Origin of the sequence: Kitasatospora sp. NPDC086801 (genome assembly GCF_044745805.1) — a bacterium.
Lineage (GTDB): Bacteria > Actinomycetota > Actinomycetes > Streptomycetales > Streptomycetaceae > Kitasatospora.
Genome location: NZ_JBIVAX010000043.1, coordinates 1 through 23,558 on the forward strand (window position 1 = coordinate 1; position 23,558 = coordinate 23,558).

Below are 23,558 nucleotides of genomic sequence, written 5' to 3' on the forward strand. Positions count from 1 at the left end.
GAGACGTCGTCATCAAGCCCGTTCCCAGGCCAGTCACTACAGACGCCAAGCCGCGACCCAAGCATGATCGTGATCTACAGCTGGAGTACTAGGCCCCGTCCCGCCGCCGAGTGCGCCGACTATTCGGCGTCGTCGGGAAAACTGACCGAGCCGATGCCGCCTCCGGTGCTCGAACCACCCGCTCCGACGGTCTCGACCCCGTCCTGGCAACCGGCGCCGAGGAAGACGGCCACCTCCGTGTCGGTGTCGTTGTACAGCTCGGTGACGCCGCGGCCGAGGTCGTAGCACCGGTCGTTCTCGGGGTTCTCCAGAGTGTGTTCCTGATTGTTGCTGATGTAGGTGAAAGTCCCCTCCGCGGCTTGGGCGTTGACCGGGACTCCGATGCACAGGGCCGCAGCGGCACCGACGGCGACCAGCGTCCTTCCGAGGCTCTTCACGGACTCGTCTCCTTCGAACGGGGGCTTTCCCAGCGCTGCCAGTGTGGCCGTTCGGACACCCGAGGACGCGGGACGTCACTCGAATGGCCCTTCGACGGCGTTTCCCCGCCCCCTCAAAGACGGTGTTGGGCGATAGGGGGTTCGCCCCCGATTCGCCGGTCAACTTCTTTGTGCCATCTGCCAGTACGGCGGCCCGGCGGGGCGGAGGAGACTTTCCGCCACGGCCGCGACCCGGCGGGCGGGCGGACAGGAGGGGGCGGCACGTGGGCGTGCAGCAGTACGACGGGATCGGCGAGGCGTTCGAGGGGTTCAAGTCCCTGCCGTTGATCCGCTACGGGGAGGTGCCGAGCTTCCTGGGCCTGGTCGGGGACGTGGACGGCCGGTCGGTCCTCGACCTGGCGTGCGGCACCGGCTTCTACAGCAGGGAGTTCAAGCGGCGCGGCGCCACGGACGTTCTCGGCGTCGACATCTCCGCCGAGATGGTCACCGCCGCGCGCAGGATCGAGCAGCGCGACCCGCTGGGTGTGCGCTACGAGGTCGGCGACGTGGCCGAACTGCGGCCCCTCGACCGGCGCTTCGACATCGCGCTGGGAGTGCAGTGCCTCAACTACGCCGAGGACGTCGCGGCGATGGAGCGGATGTGCCGCAACATCCACCGGGGCCTGGTGCCGGGCGGGGAGTTCTTCGTGCTCGCCCAGAAGCCCGACTACCGGTTCGACTGCCCGTCCCTGGACACGTACGGGTTCCGCTGCGAACCGACCGGCGAGGAGAGCGAGACGGGTCCGCGGGTGCGGGTCACGGCCCTCCTCGACCCGCAGCCGATCAGCATCGTGGGCGCGGCCCCGCGCCGCGAGGTCTACGAGGAGTGCCTGCGGGCGGCCGGGTTCGGCGACGCCGAGTGGGTCCCGCTCCAGGTGTCCGAAGCCGGCCTGCGCGAGTTCGGCGAGGACTTCTGGGCGAACCTCCTCGCCAGCCCGCCACTGGAACTGCTGCGCTGCCGCGCCTGAGCGGCCGGGAGCGGCCGGCCGGTCGGGTGTCAGAGATCCGGTCAGGTGTCAGAGATCCGGCCACCTCCTCCACCGGCCCGTCAGGGCGACGTCGGTCTCCTTGAACGCGGCCTTCCACGCACCGCCCTCGCGCACCATCGCGTAGCGGGCCTCGCCGCCGATCAACCCTTCCGGCACGTACACCCAGCACCTGCCCGGCGTCTCCTGTTCGACGCGCAGGATCGGCGCCTCGAACTCCGGCGGCGTGCCGAAGCACAGCAGGTCGTAGCGCGACTGGTGCCGGGCCAGCGCCCTGGCCGCCAGGTGCCTGGCGAACACCGCCTTCACCGCCGCCAGTTGCTCGTCGCCCGTGGTGTCGTGCCGGCAGGAGGCCATCCACTCCTCCCACCGGCGCATCGCGTCGAAGAAGTCCTGCGCCGCCGCTCGGGCGCCTGCCGCACCTTGACCGCTCTGGCCGCGCTGGCCGCCTCGGCCGGCCGGCCGGTCGCCCGCTGGCATCGCTGCGCCTCAGCTCCAGTCGAAGGTCAACAGGGCGAGGCGGTCGACGGGTTCGAAGAACAGCATGATCCAGTCGGCGCCGCTGCCGCGGTAGTGCCAGCCGGGCACCGCCGCCACGAACTCGAAGCGGCGGCCGGACGGGCCGACGGGCCAGGTGCGGTCGCCGTCGTAGTCGAGCGGGAACAGGTCGGTCTCGATCCAGTTGCCGGCGGAGTCGGCGTAGCCGCCGAGCTGGTCCAGGAGGGCCATCTCGCCGGTGCAGCCGGGGTGCGGCAGGCCGTCGTCGCCGAGCAGGACGAGCCTGCCCTCGCGGCGGAAGCTGTCGCGGTGCGCCCGGTAGCTGTGCTCCTGGCGTTCGCAGTGCTCGGCGAGGCCGGCGTGGAACCCCGGCCAGGGGTCGGGGACTTCGTCCGGGCCCGCCGCCCGGGCGAAGTAGCGCAGGTCGCCGGCCAGGCGGAAGCGGTCGCCCTCCATCGTGAAGCCGAGCCAGTTGGGGGCCTGGAGCCCCGTGTGGAAGGCCGAGGTGTGGTCACCGATGAGGCCCTCCGACGGCTCCAGCGGGCTCAGCAGGTGGATCCACCCCTGCCAGGCGGGGTTGACCCGGGCCAGGTCGATCGAGACCAGCGGGTGCAGGTGCCGGGCCAGCTCGGCCTGGTCGGCGACGAAGACGTCCGCCGGGTCGGGGTAAATCCGCAGGCCCTCCCCGGCCGTCATGACGTCCTCGCGCACGGCGGTGTCCTCCACGGGCATCCGGGCCTCCTTCGGTGACCACGCGTCGGCGGTCGGTCGGCTGACGATCAGCCCCTTCCTACCAGGAGGCTCCGACAATCAGCCCCGGGCCCCGGGCCCGCCGACCGACTGTCGGTGACGGGTGCTACGTTCCGGTCCTCGTCACAACGGAGGGGAGTTCCCGATGCAGCAGCTGTGGGCGCGGATCGAGGCCGTGCTCGGGCGGATCGCCCCGAGGTTGGCGGCCGCGATGCCGCCCGGCGCCACCGACGAGCAGATCCGGGCGGCGGAGGCCGCGATGGGGGTGGAACTCCCGCCGGACGTCCGGGACTCCTACCGCTGCCACGACGGCCTGCCGGGGGTCCTGATCGGTCTGCACACCGAGCTCCACTCGCTCGACGCGATGGTGGACGACTGGCGCGAGCGGTCCGCCGACGCCGGGGATCCGCCCTGGGACGAGCGGGAGGAGGACGGCGTGATCCGCCGGGACGTCGCCTGGTCCGCCGGGTGGATCCCCTTCATCGGCATCGGCAACGGCGACGTGATCTGCATCGACCTGGACCCGCCCGCCCCGCAGCGCCGCGGCCAGATCATCGACTGGTCGCACGAGGGCTGGCGGGCCGGCTACGAGGCCGCCGGCCTGCGGGAGTTCCTGGAGGCCTTCGCCGCCGACCTGGAGGCCGACCGCTACCAGGTCGACGAGACGGGCGGCGCGTGGAGCAACGGAGGCCTGCCGCTGGTGATGCTGAAGGACTGAGGGCGCAGCCCCGTCAGAGCGCCCCGCTCCCCCGGCGCGCCGGATCGGGGCTGCACAGCCAGCCGTTGACGGCGAAGCGGCTGTCCTCGGGCCGCCGGGACGGGCACCTCACCGGGCGCACCTCGTGCCAGGCGGTGGGGCGGAAGAACACGATGCTGTCGTGCTCGGGCTCCCAGTCCCGCCAGGTGCGCTTCTCCCACTCGCCCGTCGTCCCGCCGTACAGCGGCAGGGCGGCGTCGAACACGCGCAGTGCGCCGCCGCCGAACGGCCGGGGCGTGCCGTGCAGGTAGTAGACGAAGGTGAGCAGGCGCCGGGGGGAGAACTCGGCGCTGGTGTCCTGGTGCGGCCGGTAGAAGTCGCCGTCGTTGTGCACGTTGAGGGTGTAGTCGGGCTCGGTGTTGCGGCAGGAGACGCCCAGGGTGTGCTCGACCGCCTCCAGCACCTCGTCGATGGCCGCCAGCAGTTCGGGCGCGGCGAACTCCCGGCACGAACGGGAGCGGCGGAAGCCGGGGACCAGCTCCCGGTCCCCGATCAGGGAGGGCTGCAACGCGTCGCCGGCGCGGGCGAGCGCGACGGCGCGTTCCAGCAGGGCGCCGGCCGTCCGCTCGCCCAGGAGCCCGGTGATGCGGCAGACCGTCACCGGGAGCCGCCAGATCGCGTCCGTGCTCACCGGCGACGGCCGCTCCGTCACGGTGTGCGGCCCTGTCATGATGTCCGGCTCTGTCCTGGTGTCCGGCTCCGTCATGGTGTCCGGCCCTGTCCTGGTGTCCGGCTCCGTCATGGTGTCCCGCCCTCTCGTCGTCCCGCGGCCCCGGGCGCGCTCACGCCCGGGGCCGCACCGGCCGGTGCCGCACCCGCGCCCCTACCGGCTCCAGTCCACGGGGACCACGTCCTGCTTGAGCCCGCGGTCGCTGCACACGGCACACGGGTTGCCCGGGACGCCGGGGCCCTGGTCGGTGCCGATGGTGATGGCCCCGTGGGCGCCGGCCGGGGCGTGGACTCCGTCGCCGACCATCGCGGCCTCGTAGCCGCCCAGCAGTTCCTGCAGGGTGCCGGGGCCCAGGTTCTCGGGGGCGGTGATCGCCGCGATGCCGTCGTAGTCGGTGTAGGCCGCGCCCAGCGTCCGGCCGCCCACGGTGGCGAACACGATCCGGGCGCCGCGGATGGGCTCCCCGGTCACCGCGTCCGAGGCCATCGCGTGGATGTTCTCCAGCTGCATCTGGGTGACGTTCAGGCTCGCCTGACTGGCCGAGAGCCTGGTCGGCTTGAGGCTGGGGCACTCCGCCCCGCTGCACGGCGGGGCCGGCGAGGCGGCCGCGGACGCGGTGACCGCGCTCCCCGCGCCCAGCGAGGCCAAGGCCGCGGCCATCACCGCGACGGTCTTGCGACCAACAGAGCTCATGATCCACTCCCGTGGGAACCGCCCGCGCGTGCTCCGCTGCGACGCCCGCGGGCCACGACGGCCCGGGCGCGTGCGACACGCGAGGGGTGCCGCCCCCCATCGGACGGCACGGCCGAGCGTAGCCACCGCCCGTCCGGCCCGACCAGCCGAAGACCACGAGTTCGCAAGATCTGATGAACAGTCAACCGCGCGGTGACAAACCGAGATCCGAACGCACCGGCCGGTGCGCCGGAGCGCCGGCAGCCGGGTGCCGGCGCTCCGGGCCTTCAGCGGGCCGGCCGCGGCGGGTACGTGGACGCCGTCCAGGACGCGTTGGCGTTGAACGTCAGGCCCGCCCGGTCCGAGGGGAGCGTGTGGTCCGCGTCGTTGCGGACGACCTCGATGCGGTGGCTCTCGGCGTACAGCGCGGTGAGGTGCAGGCCCGGCGCGGGGGCGCGGAGCTCCTTCTGCTCGCGGGCCATGGCGGTGACGAAGCGTGTGCCGTCGTACCCGAGTTCGCGGCTCAGGGACGCGGCCGCCCTGGCGCCGCAGCCCTCGATCTCGACGCCCGCCTCGAATCCCACGGACAGGCCGACGGCTTCCCGGCAGGCCTCCGACTCCGTCTCGTCCACCCCCCACGGGACGGTGTCGCCGACCGTGCCCGGGGCCGGGTCCTCCCTCAGGTCGGTGACCGCGACCCGGGTGTAGAACCGCTTGCGCCGCACCGTGTACGTCGGCGAGTTCCGCAGGATCCACTGCGTGGACGCGCCCCGGTCGAGGACGGCGGTGCACGGGACGACCACCTCCCGGTCGACGACCGGCTCGGTCCGCCCGGGCACGTCGTCCCAGCCCGTGACGGCCGGGCTCTTCGCCGTCCCCTGCCGGACCTGCCGCATCGGCACGTCCAGCACGTGGACGTCGCCGGGGTCCTCCCCCTCGTAGTCGCCGTCGAAGTAGGAGATCCAGGTCGCGATGCCGGGGGTCAGCAGGCAGCCCGTGCCGGCGGGGATCACCTCGGGGCGGACGGTCTCGGGGATCTCCAGGCCGCCGCGCCCGCGCCAGGCGCCGGCGGCCACGTAGGGGCGTCCGCCGATCTCCTCCTTCACGCAGCGCAGGTCGCCCTGGGCGACGAAGGCCGCGCCGCCGAGGTCGCGCAGGACGTCACGGGGCCCGTGGACCGTGTCCGAGGACCACAGCGCGCTCAGTGCCCGGTACCCGGGGGGCGCCACCGGCACCAGGCCGCGCAACACCCCGTCGGAGTCGGTGACCTTGCGCCACTCCTTGGGCTCGGCCAGCGCCGCCGAGCCGTCGGCGGTCCCCTTCACCCAGGTCATCGGGGCGTGCTCGGGGATGACGCTGCACAGGGCGTGGTAGCCCTCGGGCGGTCTCGTCTCGCCGACGCTGAAGACGAAGGTGAGTTCGCCGAACTCCTGTGGTGCCGAATAGCCCATATCCGCTCCTCCTGTCGGGCGGCTCGTGGTTCCCGGGCGGCCGCCCGGGGCCCGGCCCGGGCTCAGCGACCCCGGCCCAGCGACCCGGGCTCAGCGGCCCGCGGTCACCGGGTAGTGGTCACTGAAGTCGCGGTACGCCCGGCCGCCCGCCTCCCAGCTCGGCGAGGCGGTCTTCAGGACCTCGCTCGTCCAGGCGTCGCACGGCGGGGCGTGGCCCTTGCGGAGCAGGACGTGGTCCGTGTCCTCGGCGGGATCGGCCGGGTGGCGGCGCAGGGCGGCGTCGTTGGCGATGGTGTCGAAGGAGTACTTCCAGCCGGTCCGGGGGCCCGCCTCCTGGAGGTTCCCGAAGCCCAGGACGTCCTGGAAGTCGGGCGAGTGGCGGTCGGTGTTGAAGTCCCCGGCGACGATCACCGGTTCCCGCGAAGGGATCTGGCGGTCGGTCAGGAAGACGTCGATGTCGCGCAGCTGGGAGCGGCGCATGATCCTCGCCTGGCCCGCCAGGCACGCGCCGTCGTCGGACTGCAGGTGGGTGCCCACCACGTGCACCCTTCGGCCATCGACGTCCAGCACCGCGTAGGCGAAGCCCTTGGCGGCCTCGGCGTCCCACCCGCAGGCCACGTCGTAGACGTACTGCTCCATCCGCAGGATGGGCCACCTGCTGACGATCGCGACCCCGCCGCGCGCGTGCAGCGGGGAGATCTGCCGGCCGTGCGTGGCGTCCCACCCCGACTCGTCCGCCCCGACCACCGGTGTGCGGTGGCGGTACCCCCGACCCTCCAGGCGCTGCATCAGCTCCTCGGAGGGGTCGGGGTCGAAGAGCTCCTGGAAGACCAGCACGTCGTGGTCCGCGACGTACCCGGACTCGGCGATCAGCCGCGAGCGCGTCGCGTTGTTCCAGTCGCCCTCGCTCTTCTGTGTCCGCCAGGACAGGAACATCACGTTGTGCGTCAGAACCTTCACGGCCGTCCTCTCCGAACCGGCGGGCGCGGGGCGCACACACGGCGGAACCGGTCCGGGGCGTCCCGCCCCCCAAGTCAAGGGGGTCGGCCCACGCCCGCCGGCGTCGACGCGCCGGTGCCCCGGCGGACGCCACGGGGCGCGGGGAGCACCGCGGGCTCACGGCAGAGCAGGACGGGGCGTGCACGGACGATGCCGCGCCGGGGCCCGCGCCGGTCTCCCCCAAGCGCGGGGACCCGCCACGCGGCGCGGGTGGCGGCGAAGGCGGGAAGGAGTCCGCCCGCCGCCCCCGGGTCGCGGGGGCGGCGGGCGGCGCCGGACGTGTTGGAGCGGAACTGCTAGAACGGCGGGAGCGTGCCGAGCTTGACGTCGCCCGTGTAGTGCTTGCCGAGCGCGTCGAAGTCGTAGTACAGGTGCACGTCGTCGCCCACCAGGTAGAACCTCTGCGTGCCGTTGACGAACGGCGACAGGCCCAGGTGGAAGGTGATGCCCTCCGTCAGGCTGCCCGACGCGCTGCCGACCTTGACCTTGCCGAGCACCGGCACGTTCGCGTACACCACGATGGACGCGGAGCGGGCGGTCGTGTCGAGGGTGAGCGTGGTCTCCAGCGGGCCGGTGACGTAGGTCCAGGTCTGCACGGCCGTGATGGCGGGCGCGACGTCCTGGACCACTGCGACCGGGGCCGGGGCCGGAGCGGCCGCCATGGCCGCCGTGCTGCCGAAGCCGACTGTCAGCACGGCGAGACCGGCCACCACAACACCCGCACGACGTACAAAGCGGTTCTTCATGGTTCCCTCCCAGATGTGTGGGCTGATGGTCGGGTCCCCCGGGGTGATGTCTATCAGTCAACTCGCTTGCGTAGCCAGCGTGTTGTACATCACGACCGGCCCCCGGCGTAGAAGTGGACCCACCCGTTCGGGTGGTTTTTCTTGACTTTGACAGCGTCCATGTGCATCGAGGGGCGGCCTGCATCGCGCGGCCCGTTCCGGGTACGGAGCAGCCCTCCCCTCGTGCGGGTTCAGGACTCGGCCGGCCGGCTCCGGGCCGGGGCGGCCGGACGGGCCGGGGCGGTGGCGGTGGCGGCCGGGCGCGGGATGATCTGCGGGCCGCCGGCCAAGTGGACCGGTCGCACGAGTGACGCTACGCGCGTCCGTTTCCGTCCACCCGGGGGGATTTGCCGGACCTTCACGGGTCCCCCATCAGATGATCACTCGGCTGCCGGGATCCCGACCCCTGGCGTACCGCGCGGTCCACTCGAATTCCTTCGCACACGCCGAGCAGCGAAAGGCCTTCACCCCATGACCCGCCCTGCCGACCGCCCCTCCCCCGACCAGCAGCTGCGCGAGGCCGCCGCGCGCCTGGACCGGCGCCGCTTCCTCACCGTCACCTCGGCCGCCGCCGCGCTGGCGTTCACCGTCAACCTGCCCTCCGCCCACGCCGAGGACGCCGAGTTCGCCCCGCGCGTCATCACCGGCAACCCGTTCACCCTCGGCGTGGCCTCCGGGGACCCGCTGCCCGACGCCGTCGTGCTGTGGACCCGCCTGGCGCCGCGCCCGCTGGAGCCCGGCGCCGGGCTGCCGCCCACCGGTTCGGTGCGGGTGGGCTGGGAGCTGGCCCGCGACGAGCGGTTCCGCAAGGTGGTGCGGCGCGGCGGCGCCCGCGCGCACGCCGAGTTCAACTACGCGGTGCACGTGGACGTCGACGGCCTCGACGCGGACCGGGTGTACTGGTACCGCTTCACCGTCGGCACCTGGAGCAGCCCCGTGGGGCGCACCCGCACCGCGCCGGAGCGCGGGCGCAGGCTGGACGCCGTCCGCTTCGGGCTGGTGTCCTGCCAGGCCTACGAGGACGGCTACTTCACCGCCTACCGCCACCTCGCCGACGAGGACCTGGCCGCGGTGTTCCACGTCGGCGACTACATCTACGAGTACGGGATCGACGCGGCGGGCGGTGACCGCAAGTACACCGACCGCACCCTGCCGGCGCTGTTCGACCACGAGACGGCCACGCTGGAGGACTACCGGCTGCGCTACTCCCTCTACAAGAACGACCCCGACCTGCAGGCCGCGCACGCCGCCCACCCCTGGTACGTCACCTGGGACGACCACGAGGTGGAGAACAACTACGCGGCCGGCATCCCCGAGAAGGGCCAGGACCCGGCCCCGTTCATCGCCCGCCGCGCCGCCGCCTACCGCGCGTACTGGGAGAACATGCCGCTGCGGATGCCGCAACCGCGCGGCACCGAGCTCACCCTCTACCGGCGCGTCCACTTCGGGCAGTTGGCGCAGTTCGACATCCTCGACACCCGCCAGTACCGCGACGACCAGGCCAACGGCGACGGCTGGCAGTACCCCACCCCGGAGTCCGAGGACCCGCGGCGCACCCTGATGGGCGCCGCCCAGGAGCGCTGGTTCGCCGAGGGCCTGCGCCGCTCCCGGGCGGTCTGGAACGTCGTGCCGCAGCAGGTGGTGTTCTCCCGCCGCAAGAACACCACGGCCGCGCGCTCCAAGCTCTCCATGGACGCCTGGGACGGCTACCCGGCCGCCCGCGAACGCTTCCTGTCCGCCGTCGACCGGGCCGGGGTGGAGAACCTGGTGCTGCTCACCGGTGACGTCCACGTCGCCTACGCCCTGGACGTCAAGCGCGACTTCGACAAGCCGGACTCGCGCACCGTGGGCGTGGAGTTCGTCGGCACCTCGATCAGCAGCGACGGCGACGGCGAGGAGCGGCCGTCCAACTGGCAGAACCTGATGTCGGCCAACCCGCACATGAAGTTCTACGACGGGCGGCGCGGCTACACCACGCTCACCCTGGACCGCCACCAGGTGCGCGCCGACTACCGGGCCGTCTCCCACATCACCCGCCCCGGCGGCACCGTCACCACCGCCGCCTCCTTCGTCACCGAGGCCGGCAACCCGGGCATCCGCCCCGCCTGACCGGCCCCGTCACCTTTCAGGTGGCCCCGCAACGGGGTTCCCGGCCTCCAGGACCGGCATGACGTTCCGTCCCCTGTCGTCCGCATGATCCGGGGGGTGTCGTCACCGGTCCTGGAGGCGCCGGTCCCGGGGTCGCCGGTCCCGGGGGCACCGGTCCCGGGGGCACCGGTCCCGGGGGCACCGGTCCCGGGGGCACCGGTCCCGGGGGCACCGGTCCCGGAGGCGCCGGTGGGCCGCCGGCACGGGCTGGACCGCCGGACCTGCTGGTGAGGGTGGCCTTGCGCCGGCGTCCACGGGACGTGGATACGGGATCAGCGCGCTGTCGGATCCGGGCCGGCACTCCCGTGTGCCGCGGTGGAGCACGCGATGATGGCCTCGTCGAGCCCCCACGTCTGCGCATCGTCGCCGGAAGTTTCCCGCTGCTTGAGCCGGCGCAGTACGGGAAGCAACTCCGGCGCGGCCAACTCGGACGCGGCCTCGATGAGGTTGTCGACGGGGTCACGGCCTTCCAGCGCCGCGCCCAACGCCGCCAGTATGCGCCGATCACCACGCCGGGCCAGGCCGAGCAGCGCCTCCCCGGCCGTGTCCGGGTCGGGATCGTCCACCCGATCCAACAAGGCGCGGCGGATCCGCTCATCGTCACCCGCCGATTCCAGCCGCAGACCGAAGGTCGCCCAATCACGGACGAAATCCGACCGATCGCCGCTGAGCCGGATCAGCGCGGCGACGGCCTCCGGGCAGGCGGGCTCTCCGGCGACCGACGGCAGCGTGAACGCCACCGACTGGCGCACGTCCTCGTCGTGGTGCCCCTCCTGCCCCAGCACGGCGGCAAGGCTTCGGGGGTCGGCGAGATGACTCAATGCCGAGATCGCTGAGCGGACCACGCCGGACCGCCCGTCGGCACAGGCCTCGATGACGATCGGCAGGGTTTCCTCCGAGAACGGGCGACCGGCACCCCAACCGAGCTGGCCCAGAACGCTCAGGCCGATCATCCGCTCGCGCATGTCCCCGGAGCGAGCCACCACGCACGCGGCCTCGAACGCCGACCGATCCGCACGCTCGTGGAAATCACCGACGACCTGCCAATACTCGTTCTCCTCCGGGTCCAGGAGCGCCGCAGCGCGCAGAACTTCGAGATCGTCATCGCTACCGGCCATACCCTCCAGGATAGACAGCCAGCCCAAGCGCCGCTCGAATTATCGTGTCCGATCGCCCCTGACCCACCGGTCTGCACCCGGACTGTTCGGCAGACGGACAGGGGCACCCACGGCCCCGCCGCCTCGTCGCAGGCGGCGGGGCCCCGGTGCCGTGGCCTGCGGGGAGTGCAACCTTCAGCGCTACGCCGGGAGTTCGCCCCGCTGGATCGCGGTGATGAAGGAGCTCCACGCGGCGGCCGGGAAGACGAGGGCCGGGCCGCCGGGGTCCTGCGGCGAACGCGTCAGCCCGTGCTCGCCGCACGGGGGAAGTCGGCGCCGCCGACTTCCCCCGCATCGCGTCGACGGGGTGGTCACCCCGGAGTGCCAGCCAGTCAGCCGCTTGCGGATGCTCGGCACCATCAGCAGCTCGTCCGTCTCGGCCGGGGTGAACCACGCCACCAACCGGGCGACGACGGCGGGACGATCAGGCCGAGGAGGGGCCCGCGGGTGCCGAGGCCCCGGGCTCAGACTTCGCCGAACTCGCCACTCCGTACAGCGGCAATGAACCGCTCCCAGCCCTCGGCCGAGAAGGCCAGCGCCGGGCCCTGGGGGTCCTTGGAGTCACGGACCCTGCCCAGGTGCACATCGTCCACCTCGATGCAGCCGCCTCCGCCATTGCTGTAGGTGCTCTTGCGCCACTTGGCGCCCGTTGGGTCATGCATGGTCCAGTTCCTCCCGTGTCTCCCGGATCATGGCCAAACTGTCCGGCTGGCTGTGCGCGTTGACCTGGAGTCGATCGTATCTATCGACCCATCGGGCCACCGTCTCGGCGTCTTGTTCCAGGTATCCCCGTTGAAGCGTCTCCGTGTACCCGACCAAAGCACGATTGGGGAGGGTCAAGAGCGTGACGGGGTGGGACAGCGACCGATCCTCGGCGAGGCGGTACGGAGAGATCTGGATGATCACATTTGGGTGATCACACAGGCTCTCCAGGTGAGAGAGTTGCACGGCCATAATCTCCCGACCGCCGATCGGTCGACGCAGGACTCCCTCGTCCAGGACGACGTGGATCATCGTTCCCCTGTCGACCATGAGTTGACGCTGAGCCAGCAGGCTGAGCCTCTCGTCGGCCTGCTCCTGCGTCGCTTCCCCTCGACGGACGATGCCGGCCTCGTAGGCCGCGCTGTAGTCCGGGTGCTGGAGTATGCCCGACACCATATCCGTGTCGAACAGTCTGACTGTGATCGCTTCGCGCTCCCGGCGAAGGTACTCGGAGAACCCCGGCAACAGAGCGCCGTTCTTCCAGCTCCACCACAGTCCCGTCAGGGCGCCACCGGCATCGAGGGCGGCGTCCACGCGTTCTACGAACTTTAAAGACGGCGCTTGTTTAGCTCGCTCCACGTTCGAGATGTAGACGTTGGAGTACCCGACTCGCACGCCGAGTTCGATCTGTGTCATCCCCTTGGCCTGGCGCGACCGGCTGATCTGAACAGCCAGGGCTTCCAACGGGGATGACGTTGGGTCAAGTGTGCGACGAACCAAGATCGCCTTCTTTAAAATCCGCCGGACTAGAGATTTGAAACTCTTTCGATCCTAGAGCAGGCTGAGCCATCCTGGTAGTCATTCGACTACTGACCGAAGTGGGCGCACTCCATTCACATACACCCTCCCCTTGAGGTGCTTCGCCATGCTCAAAATCCGTACCGCTCCCCGCCCCCGCACGTTCGCGGCCCGCCTGGACTCCCGCACCGAATCCACTCCCGTCGCCCGGCAGTTGCTCCGCGCCTACCTCGCCGCGCTCCCCACCGGCGACCGCTACACCGACACCGCCGAACTCCTCCTCGGCGAACTCTTCGCCAACGCCGTCCAGCACACCGACGCCCCCACCGACCGCCTCATCGAGATCCGCTTCGCCCTCACCGGCGACCGCCTACGCCTCGAAGTCCACGACGCCGGCACCGGCCGCCCCTCCCTCCACACCCCCACCCCCGACGACGAACACGGACGCGGCGTCCTCCTCGTCAACGAACTCGCCGAGAAATGGGGCTGCTGCCCCCGCGCCGGCGGCGTCGGCAAGTTCGTCTGGGCCCTCATCGCCCCCGCACCCTCCCCCACGTCCACCCTCCTCACCGTCTGAACAGGTGCCCACCATGCGACTCCCCCTCACCGCCCGGCACCTGTTCGACACCGGCTCCACCCCCGCCGACGCCTACGCCACCCTCGCGCGCCGCACCCGCGAGCCCCTGCGCTCAGCCCGCGCCGTCTGCACCGCCCTCGGCATCCCGGCGGCCGAGACGCAGCGCCGCCTCGACGACTGCTACGACGCCCTCCTCGCCAACCCCCGCCCCGGCTCCGAGAACGACACCGGCGAACTCCTCGAAGCCCTCGGCGTCTTCGACATCCCCAAGACCCCTGACAACCGCGACCTCGCCATCATCGAACTCTTCCTCACCGCCATCGACGCCCACGGCAGCATCCGCGCCGGCCACCAACACGGCCTCACCCGCTGGTTCACCACCGGCAACCTCACCACCGCCTACCTCTCCCTCACCGCCACCCAACCCCACCCCACCACCGGCGACCCCACCCACTACTGGACCACCCTCACCACCGCCGGCGAACTCCTCACCGCCACCCCCAACCCCGACCCCCGCCTCAAACCCGCCCTCACCCACTGCCGAGACCGCGCCGCCCGAACCACCCGCTCCTGAGCAACACCCGACCGTGCGCAGGAAGTCGGGCCCGCCGACTTCCTGCGCAGCACGGTCGGCTCGTCCAGGTCAGCCGGACCTCAGGGCCGCCATCCGCCGACACCCTCCACTTCCACTCGCCTCGGCACCACACGGCGGTTTCTAGGGGCCTTTCGTGCGTTCTGGGCCTGTTGGAATCCAACAGGCCCAAGGGCCCGCCGGCCGTGGGACAAGTCCGGCTCCTCTTGCGTGGAGGGGTGTCAGAGGTGTGGCTCTGCCCGGGTTCGTGCAATTTCGTGCATGCGGGGTTGTGCTTCTGACTCGCAGGGCTGACGGTGGTGCACGTCCCTGCAACTCCACAGACGTTGGAGATCGTCATGGCACTAGGTTTTGTGGGCATCGACCCCAGCACGGGCGGCGGAGGCTCGCCTACCGTGTGGGTCGAGGACGAGGCGGAGGAGATCGTCGTGCAGAGTTGGACGGCCGATGACGCCCTCTGCGAGAAGATCGCAGGGACCGAGTGGGTTCCCGGCCACACGCTCGGGATTCCCGCTCATGAGTCCGTGATCCGTATCCCGGCCCGCATGGCGCCGATCCTGAAGGAGGCTGTCGAACGTGTCGAACGTGCCCGACTTCGCCACGCTGCTGAGGAGCACTCAGAGGACCGCAGTTCATCTGGAGATGCGTGACGCCTACGCCGTGGGCGACGAGGCGGAGGAGATCGACCGCTTCGCCCGCACCGGCGAGATCGAGCTGGACCCCGAAGCTTCGTGGTGGCCCGAGTGGCTAGGACTCGTCCGCGAGACGGTCGGTCGTGGCGTGGTCATGCGGCGGGCCCGGATCGTGTCCGAGCCGGTGACCGACTACATCCGGTGGGAGCACGCGGTTACCCCGATGAACCTGGCGGCCGGAGAACTGGTTCGGTGGCTGCCGAGGAGTCAGACGTCGAACATCGCGCTGCCGGGGAACGACTTCTGGCTGATCGACGACAAGCTGGTGCTGTTCCACTTCTTCACGGGGTACGGCGACTGGGCCGAGCCCGGGTTCGCCTTCTCCGAGGACTCCGCGACGGTTCGTCTCGTCTCCTCCGCGTTCGAGGCTGTGTGGGAGCGTGGCACCCCGCACGACGAGTACAGCGTCTGACCCGCCCTTACCCTGCGAGCACCGGACCGCCAGACCTATGCCGACGTCTCCGTCATCAAGCGCGCAAGCGGCGCGTCTTGCCCTTGCCAACCGCCTTGTCGATCTCCGCAAGGCTGCCGGCCTGACGGGTAGGCAGCTGGCGTTCCGGTGCGGGTGGAACCCTTCGAAGGTCTCCCGCATCCAGAGTGCGCGAACCCCTCCGTCTGACTCCGACATTCGGGCATGGTGCACTGCTTGCACAGCGGCTGACCAGTCGGACGACCTGATCGCCACGTCGAGAGCGGTCGAGTCGATGTACATGGAGTGGCGTCGGCTGCACCGTGCAGGGATGCGCCAGGTGCAGGAGGACTTCTACACGCTCCACGAGCGGGCGGAGTTGTGCCGGACGTACGTCTCCAATGTCGTTCCCGGCTTCCTCCAGACGCCCGGGTACGCAACCGCCCTGATGCGCTCCATCACGGAGTTCCAGGGGACCCCTGATGACGTGGCCGACGCCGTTGCCGCACGGGTGGCGAGAGGACGGCTCCTGAACGAGGGCAGGCACAGGTTCGCTGTGCTGATGGAGGAATGGGTGCTCCGCTCCCGGATCGGTGACGCGGAGACCATGGCCGGTCAACTAGGCCATCTGCTGGCGGTGATGCCGCTGGCATCGCTGTCGCTGGGGGTCATCCCATCCACCGCACAGCGCGGCATGTGGCCCCTCGAAGCGTTCTACCTGTACGACGATCGGCATGCTGTCGTGGAGACGTTGACAGCTGAGGTCAACGTCACCCAGCCCCGCGAGATCGCTGACTACACCCGGGCGTTCGGCGAGTTGCAGCGCCTCGCGGTCTACGGTGCCCGGGCACGTGCGCTCATCACGTCGGCAATAGCCGCCCTCGGGTGAATCCGTGCGCGGGGGCCTCGCCGGCGCCGGGCTCCTCGGGCGGGGCGGCCGCGCGTTTCCTGGCCCGGGCCCCGCGATGCGGCGGGGCCCGGGCCAGGAAACGGGGCCCGGGTCTTTCGGCTTGGCTAGGTGCGGCCGCTGGCGGTGCGGGTGCGGCGGGAGAGGGAGTCCAGGACGACGGCGGCGAGCAGGACGGCGCCGGTGATCATGTACTGGATGGCCTGGGCGGCGTGGACCATGTCCAGGCCGGTGGTGATGGACTGGATCACCAGGATGCCCAGCAGCGCGGACCAGGTCTTGCCGCGGCCGCCGAAGAGGCTGGTGCCGCCGATGACGGCGGCGGCGATCGCGCTCATCAGGACGTTGCCGCCGCCCAGTTGCTTGTCGGCGGAGCCCTGCTGGGAGGCGTAGAACAGCCCGCCCAGGCCGGCCAGGAACGCGGACAGCATGAAGACGGAGATCCGCACCCGGGCCACGTTGACGCCGGCGCGCCGGGCGGCCTCCACGCCGCCGCCGACCGCGAAGATCTGGCGCCCGTAGGAGGTGCGGCGCAGGACAAAGTCGGTGAGGACGACGACGCCCACCAGCACGACCAGGGGCAGCGGCAGGCCGCGGTCCTGGTTGAGGGCGTAGGCGGTGGCGAGGGTGAGCACGGCCAGGGCGCCGGTGCGCACCACGGTGTCGGCGGTGGGGCGGGCGGTGAGGCCGGCGGCGGTGCGCCGGCGGGCGGTGCGCAGGTGGGCGAGCAGGTAGAGGGCGGGGGCGAGGACCGCCAGGGCCCAGGCGTAGGCGATGTCGCCGTCGCCGAGGAAGGTGGTGTCGAGGGTGGAGACGAGGCCGCCGTGGCGGTTGTTGACGGTGCCGAGGTCGCCGAGGACGTACTCCTGCAGGCCGCTCCAGGTGAGCATGCCGGCGAGGGTGACGACGAAGGCGGGGACGCCGACGCGGGCGAAGAAGAGGCCGTGCAGCAGGCCCATGGCGGTGGCCGCGGCGAGGGCGGCGAGCACGGCGAGCCATTCGGCGACGCCCTGGCGCACGGCGAGGACGGCGGCGAGGGCGGCGCTGGCGCCGGCGACGGAGCCGAGGGAGAGGTCGATCTCGCCGAGGATGAGGACGAAGACGACACCCACCGCGATGAGGCCGGGGCCGGCGATGAAGCGGGTGATGTTGGTGAGGTTGTCGGCCTGGAGGAAGTGGCCGGTGACGGACTGGAAGATGACGGCGATCAGAATGAGGCCGACGACGACGGGCAGGGAGCCGAGTTCGCCGCCGGCCAGGCGGCGGCGGGCGGCGTCCAGGTAGCCGGCGGGGCCGGCGGCCCGGGTGTGCAGGCGGGGGTCGGCGCCGGGGGCCGCGGGGGTGTCGGCGCCGGGGGCCGCGGGGGTGCTGGGGGTGGTGCTGGGGGTGCTCATGCGGCGTCCTCCTCCTCGGCGTGGCGGGCCTGGCGCCGGGCGTGGGCGTTGTCGGTGGCTCCGGTGATGGCGGAGACGATCTGCTCCTGGGTGGTGCCCGCGACGGGGAAGACGCCGTTGTTGCGGCCCAGGCGCAGCACGGCGACGGTGTCGGCGACGGCCCGCACGTCGGCCATGTTGTGGCTGACGAGGACGACGGCCAGGCCGCGTTCGCGCAGCCGCTCGACGAGGTCGAGGACCTGGGCGGTCTGTTCGACGCCGAGGGCGGCGGTGGGCTCGTCGAGGATGACGAGGGCGGGCTCGCCGACCAGGGCGCGGGCGATGGCGACGACCTGGCGCTGGCCGCCGGAGAGCGCGGCGACGGGGGTGCGCACGTCGGGGATGCGGATGGCGAGGGTGTCGAGGAGTTCGCGGGCGTGCTGCTCCATGGCGACCTCGTCCAGGAGTCCGTGGCGGCGTTTCTCGCGGCCGAGGAACAGGTTCGCGATGACGTCGAGGTTGTCGCACAGGGCGAGGTCCTGGTAGACGGTGGCGATGCCGAGGGCCTGGGCGTCCTGGGGGCGGGTCAGGCGCACGGGCTCGCCGTGCCAGGTGATGGTGCCCTCGTCGACGGGGTGGACGCCGGCGATGGTCTTGACGAGGGTGGACTTGCCGGCGCCGTTGTCGCCGACGAGGGCGAGGACCTCGCCGGGGTGGACGTCGAGGCCGACGTCGGTGAGGGCCTGGACGGCACCGAAGCGCTTGGAGACCGAGCGCAGCTGGAGGACGGGTGCGCCTGTCACGTGAACCTTCTTCTGCGGTGGTGGACTTGGACCCGGGTCGAACTGGGCGGGGCCGGGCTACTTGAGGCCGGCGGCGGCGCAGGCGGCGGCGTAGTCGGCGGTGCAGATGTCGGAGACCTTGTAGAGGCCGTCGGCGACGACCGTGGTGGCGATGTTGGCCTTGGTGACGACCTTGGCGTCCAGGAACTTGGCGGGGATGGCCTTGTCGGTGGCGCTGTCGACGGTGGCGGTGGCGACGGCCTTGACGTCCTTGCCCTTGAGGAGGGCGACGGCCAGTTCGGCGGCGGAGTCGGCGAGCGGGCGGTAGGCCTTGTAGATGGTGAAGGCCTGGTCGCCGTTGACGATGCGCTGGATCGCGTCGAGGCCGGCGTCCTGGCCGCCGACGGGGACCTTGATGCCGGCGCCCTGGAGCTGGGTGATGATGGCGCCGGCCATGCCGTCGTTGGCGGAGTAGACGGCCTGGAAGCCGTTCTTGCCGAGCTGGGTGACGGCGGCGCCGATCTTCTGGCCGGCGACGGTGGCGTCCCACTGGCCGGACTGCTCGTAGACGATCTTCTTGACCTTGGCGTCGAGGATCTTGTGGGCGCCGGTCTTGAAGTCGGCGGCGTTGGGGTCGGCCTCGTCGCCGTTGATCATGGCGACGTTGGCGTCGGCGGCCTGCGGGCCGAGGGCGTCGACGAGGGCCTGGCCCTGGAGTTCGCCGACCTTCTCGTTGTCGAAGGAGGCGTAGGCGGCGACCGGTCCGGTGGCCAGGCGGTCGTAGGCGACGACCTTGACGCCCTTGGCGGCGGCCTCCTGGACCCAGCCCTGGGTGGACTTGGCGTTGTAGGGGTCCAGGATGATCACCTTCACGCCCTGGGCGAGGAGGGTGTCGAACTGCTGCTTCTGCTTGGCGGCGCTGCCCTCGGCGTTGTTGTACAGGACCTTGCAGTCCGCGCACAGGGCGGCGACCTTGGCCTCGACGAAGGGGCGGTCGAAGGATTCGTAGCGGGTGGAGGAGGCGTTCTCGGGTAGGAGCAGCCCGATGGACTTGCCGTCTCCGGAGGCGGCCGCGTCCTTCTTGTCGCCGCCCGCCTTGCCGCAGGCGGCCATGGACAGGGCCAGTGAGATGCCGGTGGTGGCGATGAGGACGCGACGCAGTGCTGCGTTCATGGGGGTGCCTCTCCCTGACGTCGCCGCGGCTCTGCGGCGGGGTGGGGGGAGTTAAACCTGAACGCGTACATGACGTCAATAAGTAAATTCAGACTGCGGGCGATGCGCCTCTACTCGTTATCTTCATGAACACTGACGGGGAGTTGAAACCTGGAGGAAGCTCCAAATGACGGAACGGCGGCGCCCGTTGCGGGGCCCGCCGTTCAAGAGTCGATCAACCTGTCGGAGTGTCAGGAAGGCGGGGCGCCCGCCGCCCCCCGTGCGGCGGGCGCCCCCGTGCGGAGGTGGTACCGGTGCGCCAGGAACGACGCGTCAGGGGCGGTCGAGGGTGATCGAGTTGATCGGGCCCAGGTCGTACCAGACGCCCTTCTGCGCCGGGATGTCGTAGACGCAGCTGCCGCCGCCCGAGCCCTGGCACAGGTGGGCGTGGGCGCCGCCGGACTGGTTGTTGAGGACCCAGTGGTTGCCGTACTGGTTGCTCAGGTTGTGCGCGCCGTAGCTCCAGTACACCTCGCTCGGGGCCGAGGCCGGGTCCTGGTTCTGCGGGTAGACGCAGACCGCCCCGTACGGACAGCCCGCCCAGGAGCCGTCGGCGGCGCCGGCGCTGCCGGCGCCCAGGGTGGTCAGGGCGGTCAGGGCCGCGGTCGCGAGGGCGAGGGCGGCGACGGCGTGGGTGATCCTGCGCATGGATGGTTCTCCCTTGGCTGGTGAGCGGCCTGACGTGGGGTCCGGCCGGTGCTCAGCAGCCTAGGAACGCGGGCGCGGCGGCGGTCCCTGACATCTGACAGGGGCGCGCCGCCGCACTCCGGGAGCCGGTTCGCCGGCTCACCGGGCTAGAGCTTGCCGAAGGTGTCGCACTGGGCGAGGTCGCCGGTGCGGTAGCCGGTGGTGAACCAGGTCTTGCGCTGGTCGGAGGAGCCGTGGGTCCAGCTCTCCGGGTTGACCCGGCCGGTGGCTTGCTGCTGGATCCGGTCGTCGCCGACGGCCGCGGCCGCGTCCAGGCCCTGGGCGATGTCCTGGTCGGTGAGGGTGGCGATCAGCGGCCGCCCGGTGGAGGGCTGCGGGGTGGTGGTGGCGTGGTGCGCCCACACCCCGGCGTAGCAGTCGGCCTGGAGTTCCAGCTTCACGGAGGCGCTGTTGGCGCCCTGGCGGTCGCTGCCCACCTTCTGCATGGTGCCGAGGAGGTTCTGGATGTGGTGGCCGTACTCGTGGGCGACGACGTAGGACTCGGCGAAGGGCCCGCCCTTGGCGCCGAAGCGGGCCGAGAGCTCGTTGAAGAAGCCGAGGTCGAAGTAGGCCTTCCGGTCACCGGGGCAGTAGAACGGGCCGACGGCGGAGGTCGCCGGGCCGCAGGCGGTGGAGACCTGACCGGTGAACAGCACCGTCTCGGCGTTGCGGTACGCGGTGCCCGTGCGCTTGGGCAGCTCGGTGCGCCAGAACTCCTGCACGCTGTTGGTGACCGCCACGATCCGGCAGTCCTGGCGCCGGTTGGCGTCCGCGCCGGTCTTGCAGGCCTGCTGCACCTCGCCGGCGGTGTGCGCGCCGTTGGAAGTGGTGGAGCCGCCGCCGGAGGACAGGCCCAGCAGCTGGGGGTCCACGCCCAGGACGACCGCGAGCAGCACCACGATCAGGCCCACCACCCCGCCGCCGATGGTGACCTTCCCGCCCGGGATCCCGCGCCGGTCGTCCACCTGCGAGGTGTCGAGGTCGCCCTGGTCGTCGAACTGCATGCCCCTGCCCGCTTCTGTCGTTTTTGTCAGCACTGGTGACGGTCTGTGCCGGTGACGGCCCGCCCAGCCTACGGGCAGCGGGCGCCGGCGCGGCGCAGCGGGGGCGGGGGCGGCGGGGTCCGGACGGGGGCGGGGTCCGGACGGGGGCGGGGTCCGGACGGGGGCGGGGCCAGGCGGCGACTGCGGACGTGGCCGTGGACGTGGCGATCGGGCACCGCTCCCCCGAGGCCGCACGCGCCGTACCGGACCACCGCCTCACCCGCCTTTCGTTCTGACGATCTGTCAATTTGCGCTACTGGAGTGGGCTTTGGCCTTGACTTGGGCTTCGGCTTCGGCAGGGCGGGCAGGCCCGCGGGGGCGGCCGAGGAGGACGCCGGCCAGGACCAGGGCCAGCCCGCACAGCCCGCGCGTGCCGAGCCCCTCCCCCGCGAGGCCCGCGCCCAGCAGGACGCCCGCGAGCGGGTTGAGCAGACCGAGCAGCCCGACCGTGCCGGCCGGCAGGTGGCGCAGGCCCGCGAACCAGAGGGCGAAGGCGAGGGCGGTGGCCACCAGGGCGACGTAGCCGAAGGCCGGGAGCGTGCGGGCGTCCATCGCCGGGGGCGCGCCCTCCACGGCGGCGGCCAGGGGCAGCAGCATCAGGCCGCCGGCGGTCAGCTGCCAGGAGGTGGCGGCCAGTGGGTCCGCGCCCTCGTGCCAGCGGGCGGCCAGCACGTAGCCGACGGAGGAGACCAGCATCGCCGCCGCCGACGCCGCCAGCCCCGTCCCGCTGACCGCGCCGCCCGCGCCGCCCGCGCCCAGCAGCGTCAGCGCCACCCCGCCCAGGCCCACCACCGCGCCGGCCAGGTGGGCGCGGTGCGGGCGCTGCCCGGCCAGTGCCCAGGCGGTGAGCAGCATCGCCAGCGGGGAGGCGGCCATGACGGTGGCGGCGGTGCTGGTGGGTAGCAGTTGGGAGGCGAGGTAGAGCAGGACGAAGAACACCGCGGTGTTCAGCAGGCCGAGCAGGGCGCTGCGCCACCACCAGGGCCCGTGCGGGCGGCGGCGGGACAGGGCGAGCAGGACCAGTCCGGCGGGCAGGGCGCGCAGGGCCGCGCCCCACAGGGGCCGGTCGGCGGGCAGGTAGGCGTGGGTGACGTAGTAGTTGGCGCCCCAGGCGAGCGGCGCGACCGCGGTCAGCAGCACCCACCGCAGATTGGCTTCCATGGAAGGCAATATACCTTCCCTAGAAGGTACTGGCGGTAGGATGGCCCCATGGAGGACCACCGGCAGCACCGTCAGCAGCACCCCGAGACGCCCTCCCGGCCGGGCGCGGACGCCGACCACGTGGCGCTGATCCAGGCCGAGTGGCGGCGCGAACGCCCCGACCTCGACGTCTCCCCGCAGGCCGTCATCGGCCGCCTGCACCGCCTCGCCGCCCGCCTGACCGGCGAACTCGCCCTGGTCTACTCCCGCTACGGCCTCGGCGAGGGCGAGTTCGACGTCCTGGCCGCGCTGCGCCGGGCCGGCGCCCCCTACGAGCGGGCCCCCGGGGAGCTCGCCGCCCACACCATGGTCACCACCGGCGCGATGACCAAGCGGATCGACCGCCTCGAACGCGCCGGACTGGTCACCCGCCGCCTCGCCGAGGGCGACCGGCGCGGGCGCCTCGTCGCCCTCACCGACGCCGGCCTGCGGCTGATCGACGAGGCGTTCACCGCCCACATGCGCAACGAGCACCGCCTGCTCGCCCTCCTGTCCCCCGAGGAGGCCGCCGCCCTGCAGACCCTCCTCGCCGCCTGGCAGCACCGCCTGGACGGCACCGCACCGGGCGGCGGGCCAGCAGAATGTGACGCATGACCAGCACTCCGCCGCCGTCCCAGCCCCAGCAGCCGCAGCCGCCCCAGCCGTCGCCGTCCGGCAGCCCGGAGAGCCCGGGGGCCCGGGCCGACCGGCGGCTGGTGGAACTGCTGCAGGAGCTGCGGGTGCTGCAGACCGGCGTGCAGATCGTGTTCGCGTTCCTGCTCGGGGTCGCCTTCACCCCGCGCTTCGCCACCCTGACCGACGGCCAGCAGGACGTCTACGTCACCACCTTGCTGCTGGCCGTCATCTCCTCGGCCGTGTTCGCCACCCCGGTGGCGCTGCACCGCGGGCTGTTCCGCCACCCCGGCAAGGCGCGGATCGTCAAGGTCTCCGCCCACATCGCCCAGCTGGGCCTGATGCTGCTCGCCTGCGCGCTCACCGGCGCCGTGCTGCTGGTCCTGGACGTCGTGCTCGGGACCGCCGCGGCCCTGGCCATCACCTCCGTCGTCGCGCTGATCTTCGCCGGGCTGTGGTTCGTCCTGCCCTGGGCGGTGCGCCGCCCGCTGCACGACGACTGAACCGGCGCCCGGCGCCCGGCACCACCGGGGACAGTGCGCCCGCTTCCCGTCACCCGCGCCGCGCCGGGGGCGGGCGCGGCGCGGGTGACGGACGGGACCGGGCCGGGGCCGGCTGTCGGG

At 72.0% G+C, this 23,558-nt stretch carries 28 protein-coding genes; 10 read left to right on the forward strand and 18 right to left on the reverse strand.

The window, feature by feature from the left end:
* Window positions 1-119: 119 nt before the first annotated feature.
* Window positions 120-437, reverse strand: a complete 318-nt coding sequence (locus tag ACIPLC_RS31545; protein WP_400476450.1) for a hypothetical protein — start codon at window positions 435-437, stop codon at window positions 120-122.
* Between the two features lie 263 nt (window positions 438-700).
* On the opposite strand from ACIPLC_RS31545, the gene ACIPLC_RS31550 reads away from it, so the two are divergent.
* Window positions 701-1,444: a class I SAM-dependent methyltransferase gene (locus ACIPLC_RS31550; protein ID WP_400476451.1), complete on the forward strand. Its 744-nt coding sequence runs from the start codon at window positions 701-703 to the stop codon at window positions 1,442-1,444.
* A gap of 48 nt (window positions 1,445-1,492) precedes the next feature.
* Here ACIPLC_RS31550 and ACIPLC_RS31555 read toward each other — a convergent pair whose 3' ends face one another.
* Both ACIPLC_RS31555 and ACIPLC_RS31560 read right to left on the reverse strand, forming a co-directional pair.
* Window positions 1,493-1,942 carry a hypothetical protein gene (locus tag ACIPLC_RS31555; protein WP_400476452.1) on the reverse strand — a complete coding sequence of 150 codons (450 nt, stop codon included), beginning with the start codon at window positions 1,940-1,942 and terminating at the stop codon, window positions 1,493-1,495.
* A 9-nt stretch (window positions 1,943-1,951) separates the two neighbouring features.
* A complete protein-coding gene (locus ACIPLC_RS31560) occupies window positions 1,952-2,692 on the reverse strand; it encodes a hypothetical protein (protein WP_363632457.1) in 741 nt (246 codons plus the stop codon).
* Between the two features lie 163 nt (window positions 2,693-2,855).
* Between ACIPLC_RS31560 and ACIPLC_RS31565 the strand changes: the two genes are divergently transcribed.
* Window positions 2,856-3,428, forward strand: a complete 573-nt coding sequence (locus ACIPLC_RS31565) for an SMI1/KNR4 family protein (protein ID WP_400476453.1) — start codon at window positions 2,856-2,858, stop codon at window positions 3,426-3,428.
* A gap of 13 nt (window positions 3,429-3,441) precedes the next feature.
* Here the strand turns inward: ACIPLC_RS31565 and ACIPLC_RS31570 are convergent, their stop codons facing one another.
* From ACIPLC_RS31570 to ACIPLC_RS31590, 5 genes are all read right to left on the reverse strand, one after another.
* Window positions 3,442-4,209 (reverse strand): 2OG-Fe(II) oxygenase, encoded by a 768-nt coding sequence (locus ACIPLC_RS31570; RefSeq protein ID WP_400476454.1) that lies wholly within the window; start codon window positions 4,207-4,209, stop codon window positions 3,442-3,444.
* 81 nt (window positions 4,210-4,290) lie between these two features.
* Window positions 4,291-4,830 carry a hypothetical protein gene (locus tag ACIPLC_RS31575; protein WP_363587833.1) on the reverse strand — a complete coding sequence of 180 codons (540 nt, stop codon included), beginning with the start codon at window positions 4,828-4,830 and terminating at the stop codon, window positions 4,291-4,293.
* A gap of 266 nt (window positions 4,831-5,096) precedes the next feature.
* Window positions 5,097-6,260, reverse strand: a complete 1,164-nt coding sequence (locus ACIPLC_RS31580) for a hypothetical protein (protein ID WP_400476455.1) — start codon at window positions 6,258-6,260, stop codon at window positions 5,097-5,099.
* Window positions 6,261-6,350: 90 nt separating this feature from the next.
* Window positions 6,351-7,220, reverse strand: a complete 870-nt coding sequence (locus ACIPLC_RS31585) for a sphingomyelin phosphodiesterase (protein WP_400476456.1) — start codon at window positions 7,218-7,220, stop codon at window positions 6,351-6,353.
* A 335-nt stretch (window positions 7,221-7,555) separates the two neighbouring features.
* Window positions 7,556-8,005, reverse strand: a complete 450-nt coding sequence (locus ACIPLC_RS31590; RefSeq protein WP_400476457.1) for a hypothetical protein — start codon at window positions 8,003-8,005, stop codon at window positions 7,556-7,558.
* 510 nt (window positions 8,006-8,515) lie between these two features.
* On the opposite strand from ACIPLC_RS31590, the gene ACIPLC_RS31595 reads away from it, so the two are divergent.
* Window positions 8,516-10,153 (forward strand): alkaline phosphatase D family protein, encoded by a 1,638-nt coding sequence (locus ACIPLC_RS31595; protein WP_400476458.1) that lies wholly within the window; start codon window positions 8,516-8,518, stop codon window positions 10,151-10,153.
* A gap of 311 nt (window positions 10,154-10,464) precedes the next feature.
* Here the strand turns inward: ACIPLC_RS31595 and ACIPLC_RS31600 are convergent, their stop codons facing one another.
* The 4 genes from ACIPLC_RS31600 to ACIPLC_RS31615 form a co-directional block, all read right to left on the reverse strand.
* Window positions 10,465-11,310 carry a hypothetical protein gene (locus tag ACIPLC_RS31600; protein ID WP_400476459.1) on the reverse strand — a complete coding sequence of 282 codons (846 nt, stop codon included), beginning with the start codon at window positions 11,308-11,310 and terminating at the stop codon, window positions 10,465-10,467.
* 180 nt (window positions 11,311-11,490) lie between these two features.
* Window positions 11,491-11,748 (reverse strand): DUF397 domain-containing protein, encoded by a 258-nt coding sequence (locus ACIPLC_RS31605; protein WP_400476505.1) that lies wholly within the window; start codon window positions 11,746-11,748, stop codon window positions 11,491-11,493.
* Window positions 11,749-11,813: 65 nt separating this feature from the next.
* Window positions 11,814-12,011, reverse strand: coding sequence for a DUF397 domain-containing protein (locus tag ACIPLC_RS31610; protein WP_400476460.1), 198 nt, complete (start codon window positions 12,009-12,011; stop codon window positions 11,814-11,816).
* Window positions 12,004-12,831 (reverse strand): helix-turn-helix domain-containing protein, encoded by an 828-nt coding sequence (locus ACIPLC_RS31615; RefSeq protein WP_400476461.1) that lies wholly within the window; start codon window positions 12,829-12,831, stop codon window positions 12,004-12,006. Before ACIPLC_RS31615 ends, ACIPLC_RS31610 begins: the two co-directional genes overlap by 8 nt.
* A gap of 145 nt (window positions 12,832-12,976) precedes the next feature.
* Between ACIPLC_RS31615 and ACIPLC_RS31620 the strand changes: the two genes are divergently transcribed.
* The 5 genes from ACIPLC_RS31620 to ACIPLC_RS31640 all read left to right on the forward strand — a co-directional run bounded on the left by ACIPLC_RS31620 (window position 12,977) and on the right by ACIPLC_RS31640 (window position 16,008).
* Complete coding sequence (locus ACIPLC_RS31620) at window positions 12,977-13,426, forward strand: ATP-binding protein (RefSeq protein WP_400476462.1); 450 nt, start codon at window positions 12,977-12,979, stop codon at window positions 13,424-13,426.
* Between the two features lie 13 nt (window positions 13,427-13,439).
* Window positions 13,440-14,000: a hypothetical protein gene (locus ACIPLC_RS31625; RefSeq protein WP_400476463.1), complete on the forward strand. Its 561-nt coding sequence runs from the start codon at window positions 13,440-13,442 to the stop codon at window positions 13,998-14,000.
* Between the two features lie 344 nt (window positions 14,001-14,344).
* Window positions 14,345-14,668: a hypothetical protein gene (locus ACIPLC_RS31630; RefSeq protein WP_400476464.1), complete on the forward strand. Its 324-nt coding sequence runs from the start codon at window positions 14,345-14,347 to the stop codon at window positions 14,666-14,668.
* Window positions 14,661-15,122, forward strand: coding sequence for a DUF6879 family protein (locus ACIPLC_RS31635; RefSeq protein WP_363623959.1), 462 nt, complete (start codon window positions 14,661-14,663; stop codon window positions 15,120-15,122). Before ACIPLC_RS31630 ends, ACIPLC_RS31635 begins: the two co-directional genes overlap by 8 nt.
* A gap of 37 nt (window positions 15,123-15,159) precedes the next feature.
* The gene (locus ACIPLC_RS31640) at window positions 15,160-16,008 is read left to right on the forward strand and encodes a helix-turn-helix domain-containing protein (RefSeq protein ID WP_400476465.1); all 849 of its coding nucleotides are present in this window, start codon (window positions 15,160-15,162) and stop codon (window positions 16,006-16,008) included.
* Between the two features lie 125 nt (window positions 16,009-16,133).
* Here the strand turns inward: ACIPLC_RS31640 and ACIPLC_RS31645 are convergent, their stop codons facing one another.
* The 6 genes from ACIPLC_RS31645 to ACIPLC_RS31670 all read right to left on the reverse strand — a co-directional run bounded on the left by ACIPLC_RS31645 (window position 16,134) and on the right by ACIPLC_RS31670 (window position 22,284).
* Window positions 16,134-17,420: a sugar ABC transporter permease gene (locus ACIPLC_RS31645; RefSeq protein WP_400476466.1), complete on the reverse strand. Its 1,287-nt coding sequence runs from the start codon at window positions 17,418-17,420 to the stop codon at window positions 16,134-16,136.
* On the reverse strand, window positions 17,417-18,202 hold the full coding sequence (locus tag ACIPLC_RS31650; RefSeq protein WP_400476467.1) for an ATP-binding cassette domain-containing protein: 786 nt from the start codon (window positions 18,200-18,202) through the stop codon (window positions 17,417-17,419). Before ACIPLC_RS31650 ends, ACIPLC_RS31645 begins: the two co-directional genes overlap by 4 nt.
* A 57-nt stretch (window positions 18,203-18,259) precedes the next feature.
* Entirely contained in the window at window positions 18,260-19,354 is a 1,095-nt protein-coding gene (locus ACIPLC_RS31655; protein ID WP_400476468.1) for a sugar ABC transporter substrate-binding protein, read from the reverse strand.
* A gap of 312 nt (window positions 19,355-19,666) precedes the next feature.
* The gene (locus ACIPLC_RS31660) at window positions 19,667-20,041 is read right to left on the reverse strand and encodes a hypothetical protein (protein ID WP_400476469.1); all 375 of its coding nucleotides are present in this window, start codon (window positions 20,039-20,041) and stop codon (window positions 19,667-19,669) included.
* Window positions 20,042-20,187: 146 nt separating this feature from the next.
* Window positions 20,188-21,084, reverse strand: a complete 897-nt coding sequence (locus ACIPLC_RS31665) for a neutral zinc metallopeptidase (RefSeq protein WP_400476470.1) — start codon at window positions 21,082-21,084, stop codon at window positions 20,188-20,190.
* Between the two features lie 282 nt (window positions 21,085-21,366).
* On the reverse strand, window positions 21,367-22,284 hold the full coding sequence (locus ACIPLC_RS31670) for an EamA family transporter (RefSeq protein ID WP_400476471.1): 918 nt from the start codon (window positions 22,282-22,284) through the stop codon (window positions 21,367-21,369).
* Between the two features lie 48 nt (window positions 22,285-22,332).
* On the opposite strand from ACIPLC_RS31670, the gene ACIPLC_RS31675 reads away from it, so the two are divergent.
* Together ACIPLC_RS31675 and ACIPLC_RS31680 are read left to right on the forward strand one after the other, a co-directional pair.
* Window positions 22,333-22,917 (forward strand): MarR family winged helix-turn-helix transcriptional regulator, encoded by a 585-nt coding sequence (locus ACIPLC_RS31675; RefSeq protein ID WP_400476472.1) that lies wholly within the window; start codon window positions 22,333-22,335, stop codon window positions 22,915-22,917.
* Window positions 22,914-23,438, forward strand: a complete 525-nt coding sequence (locus ACIPLC_RS31680; RefSeq protein WP_400476473.1) for a DUF6328 family protein — start codon at window positions 22,914-22,916, stop codon at window positions 23,436-23,438. Before ACIPLC_RS31675 ends, ACIPLC_RS31680 begins: the two co-directional genes overlap by 4 nt.
* Window positions 23,439-23,558 lie beyond the last annotated feature (120 nt).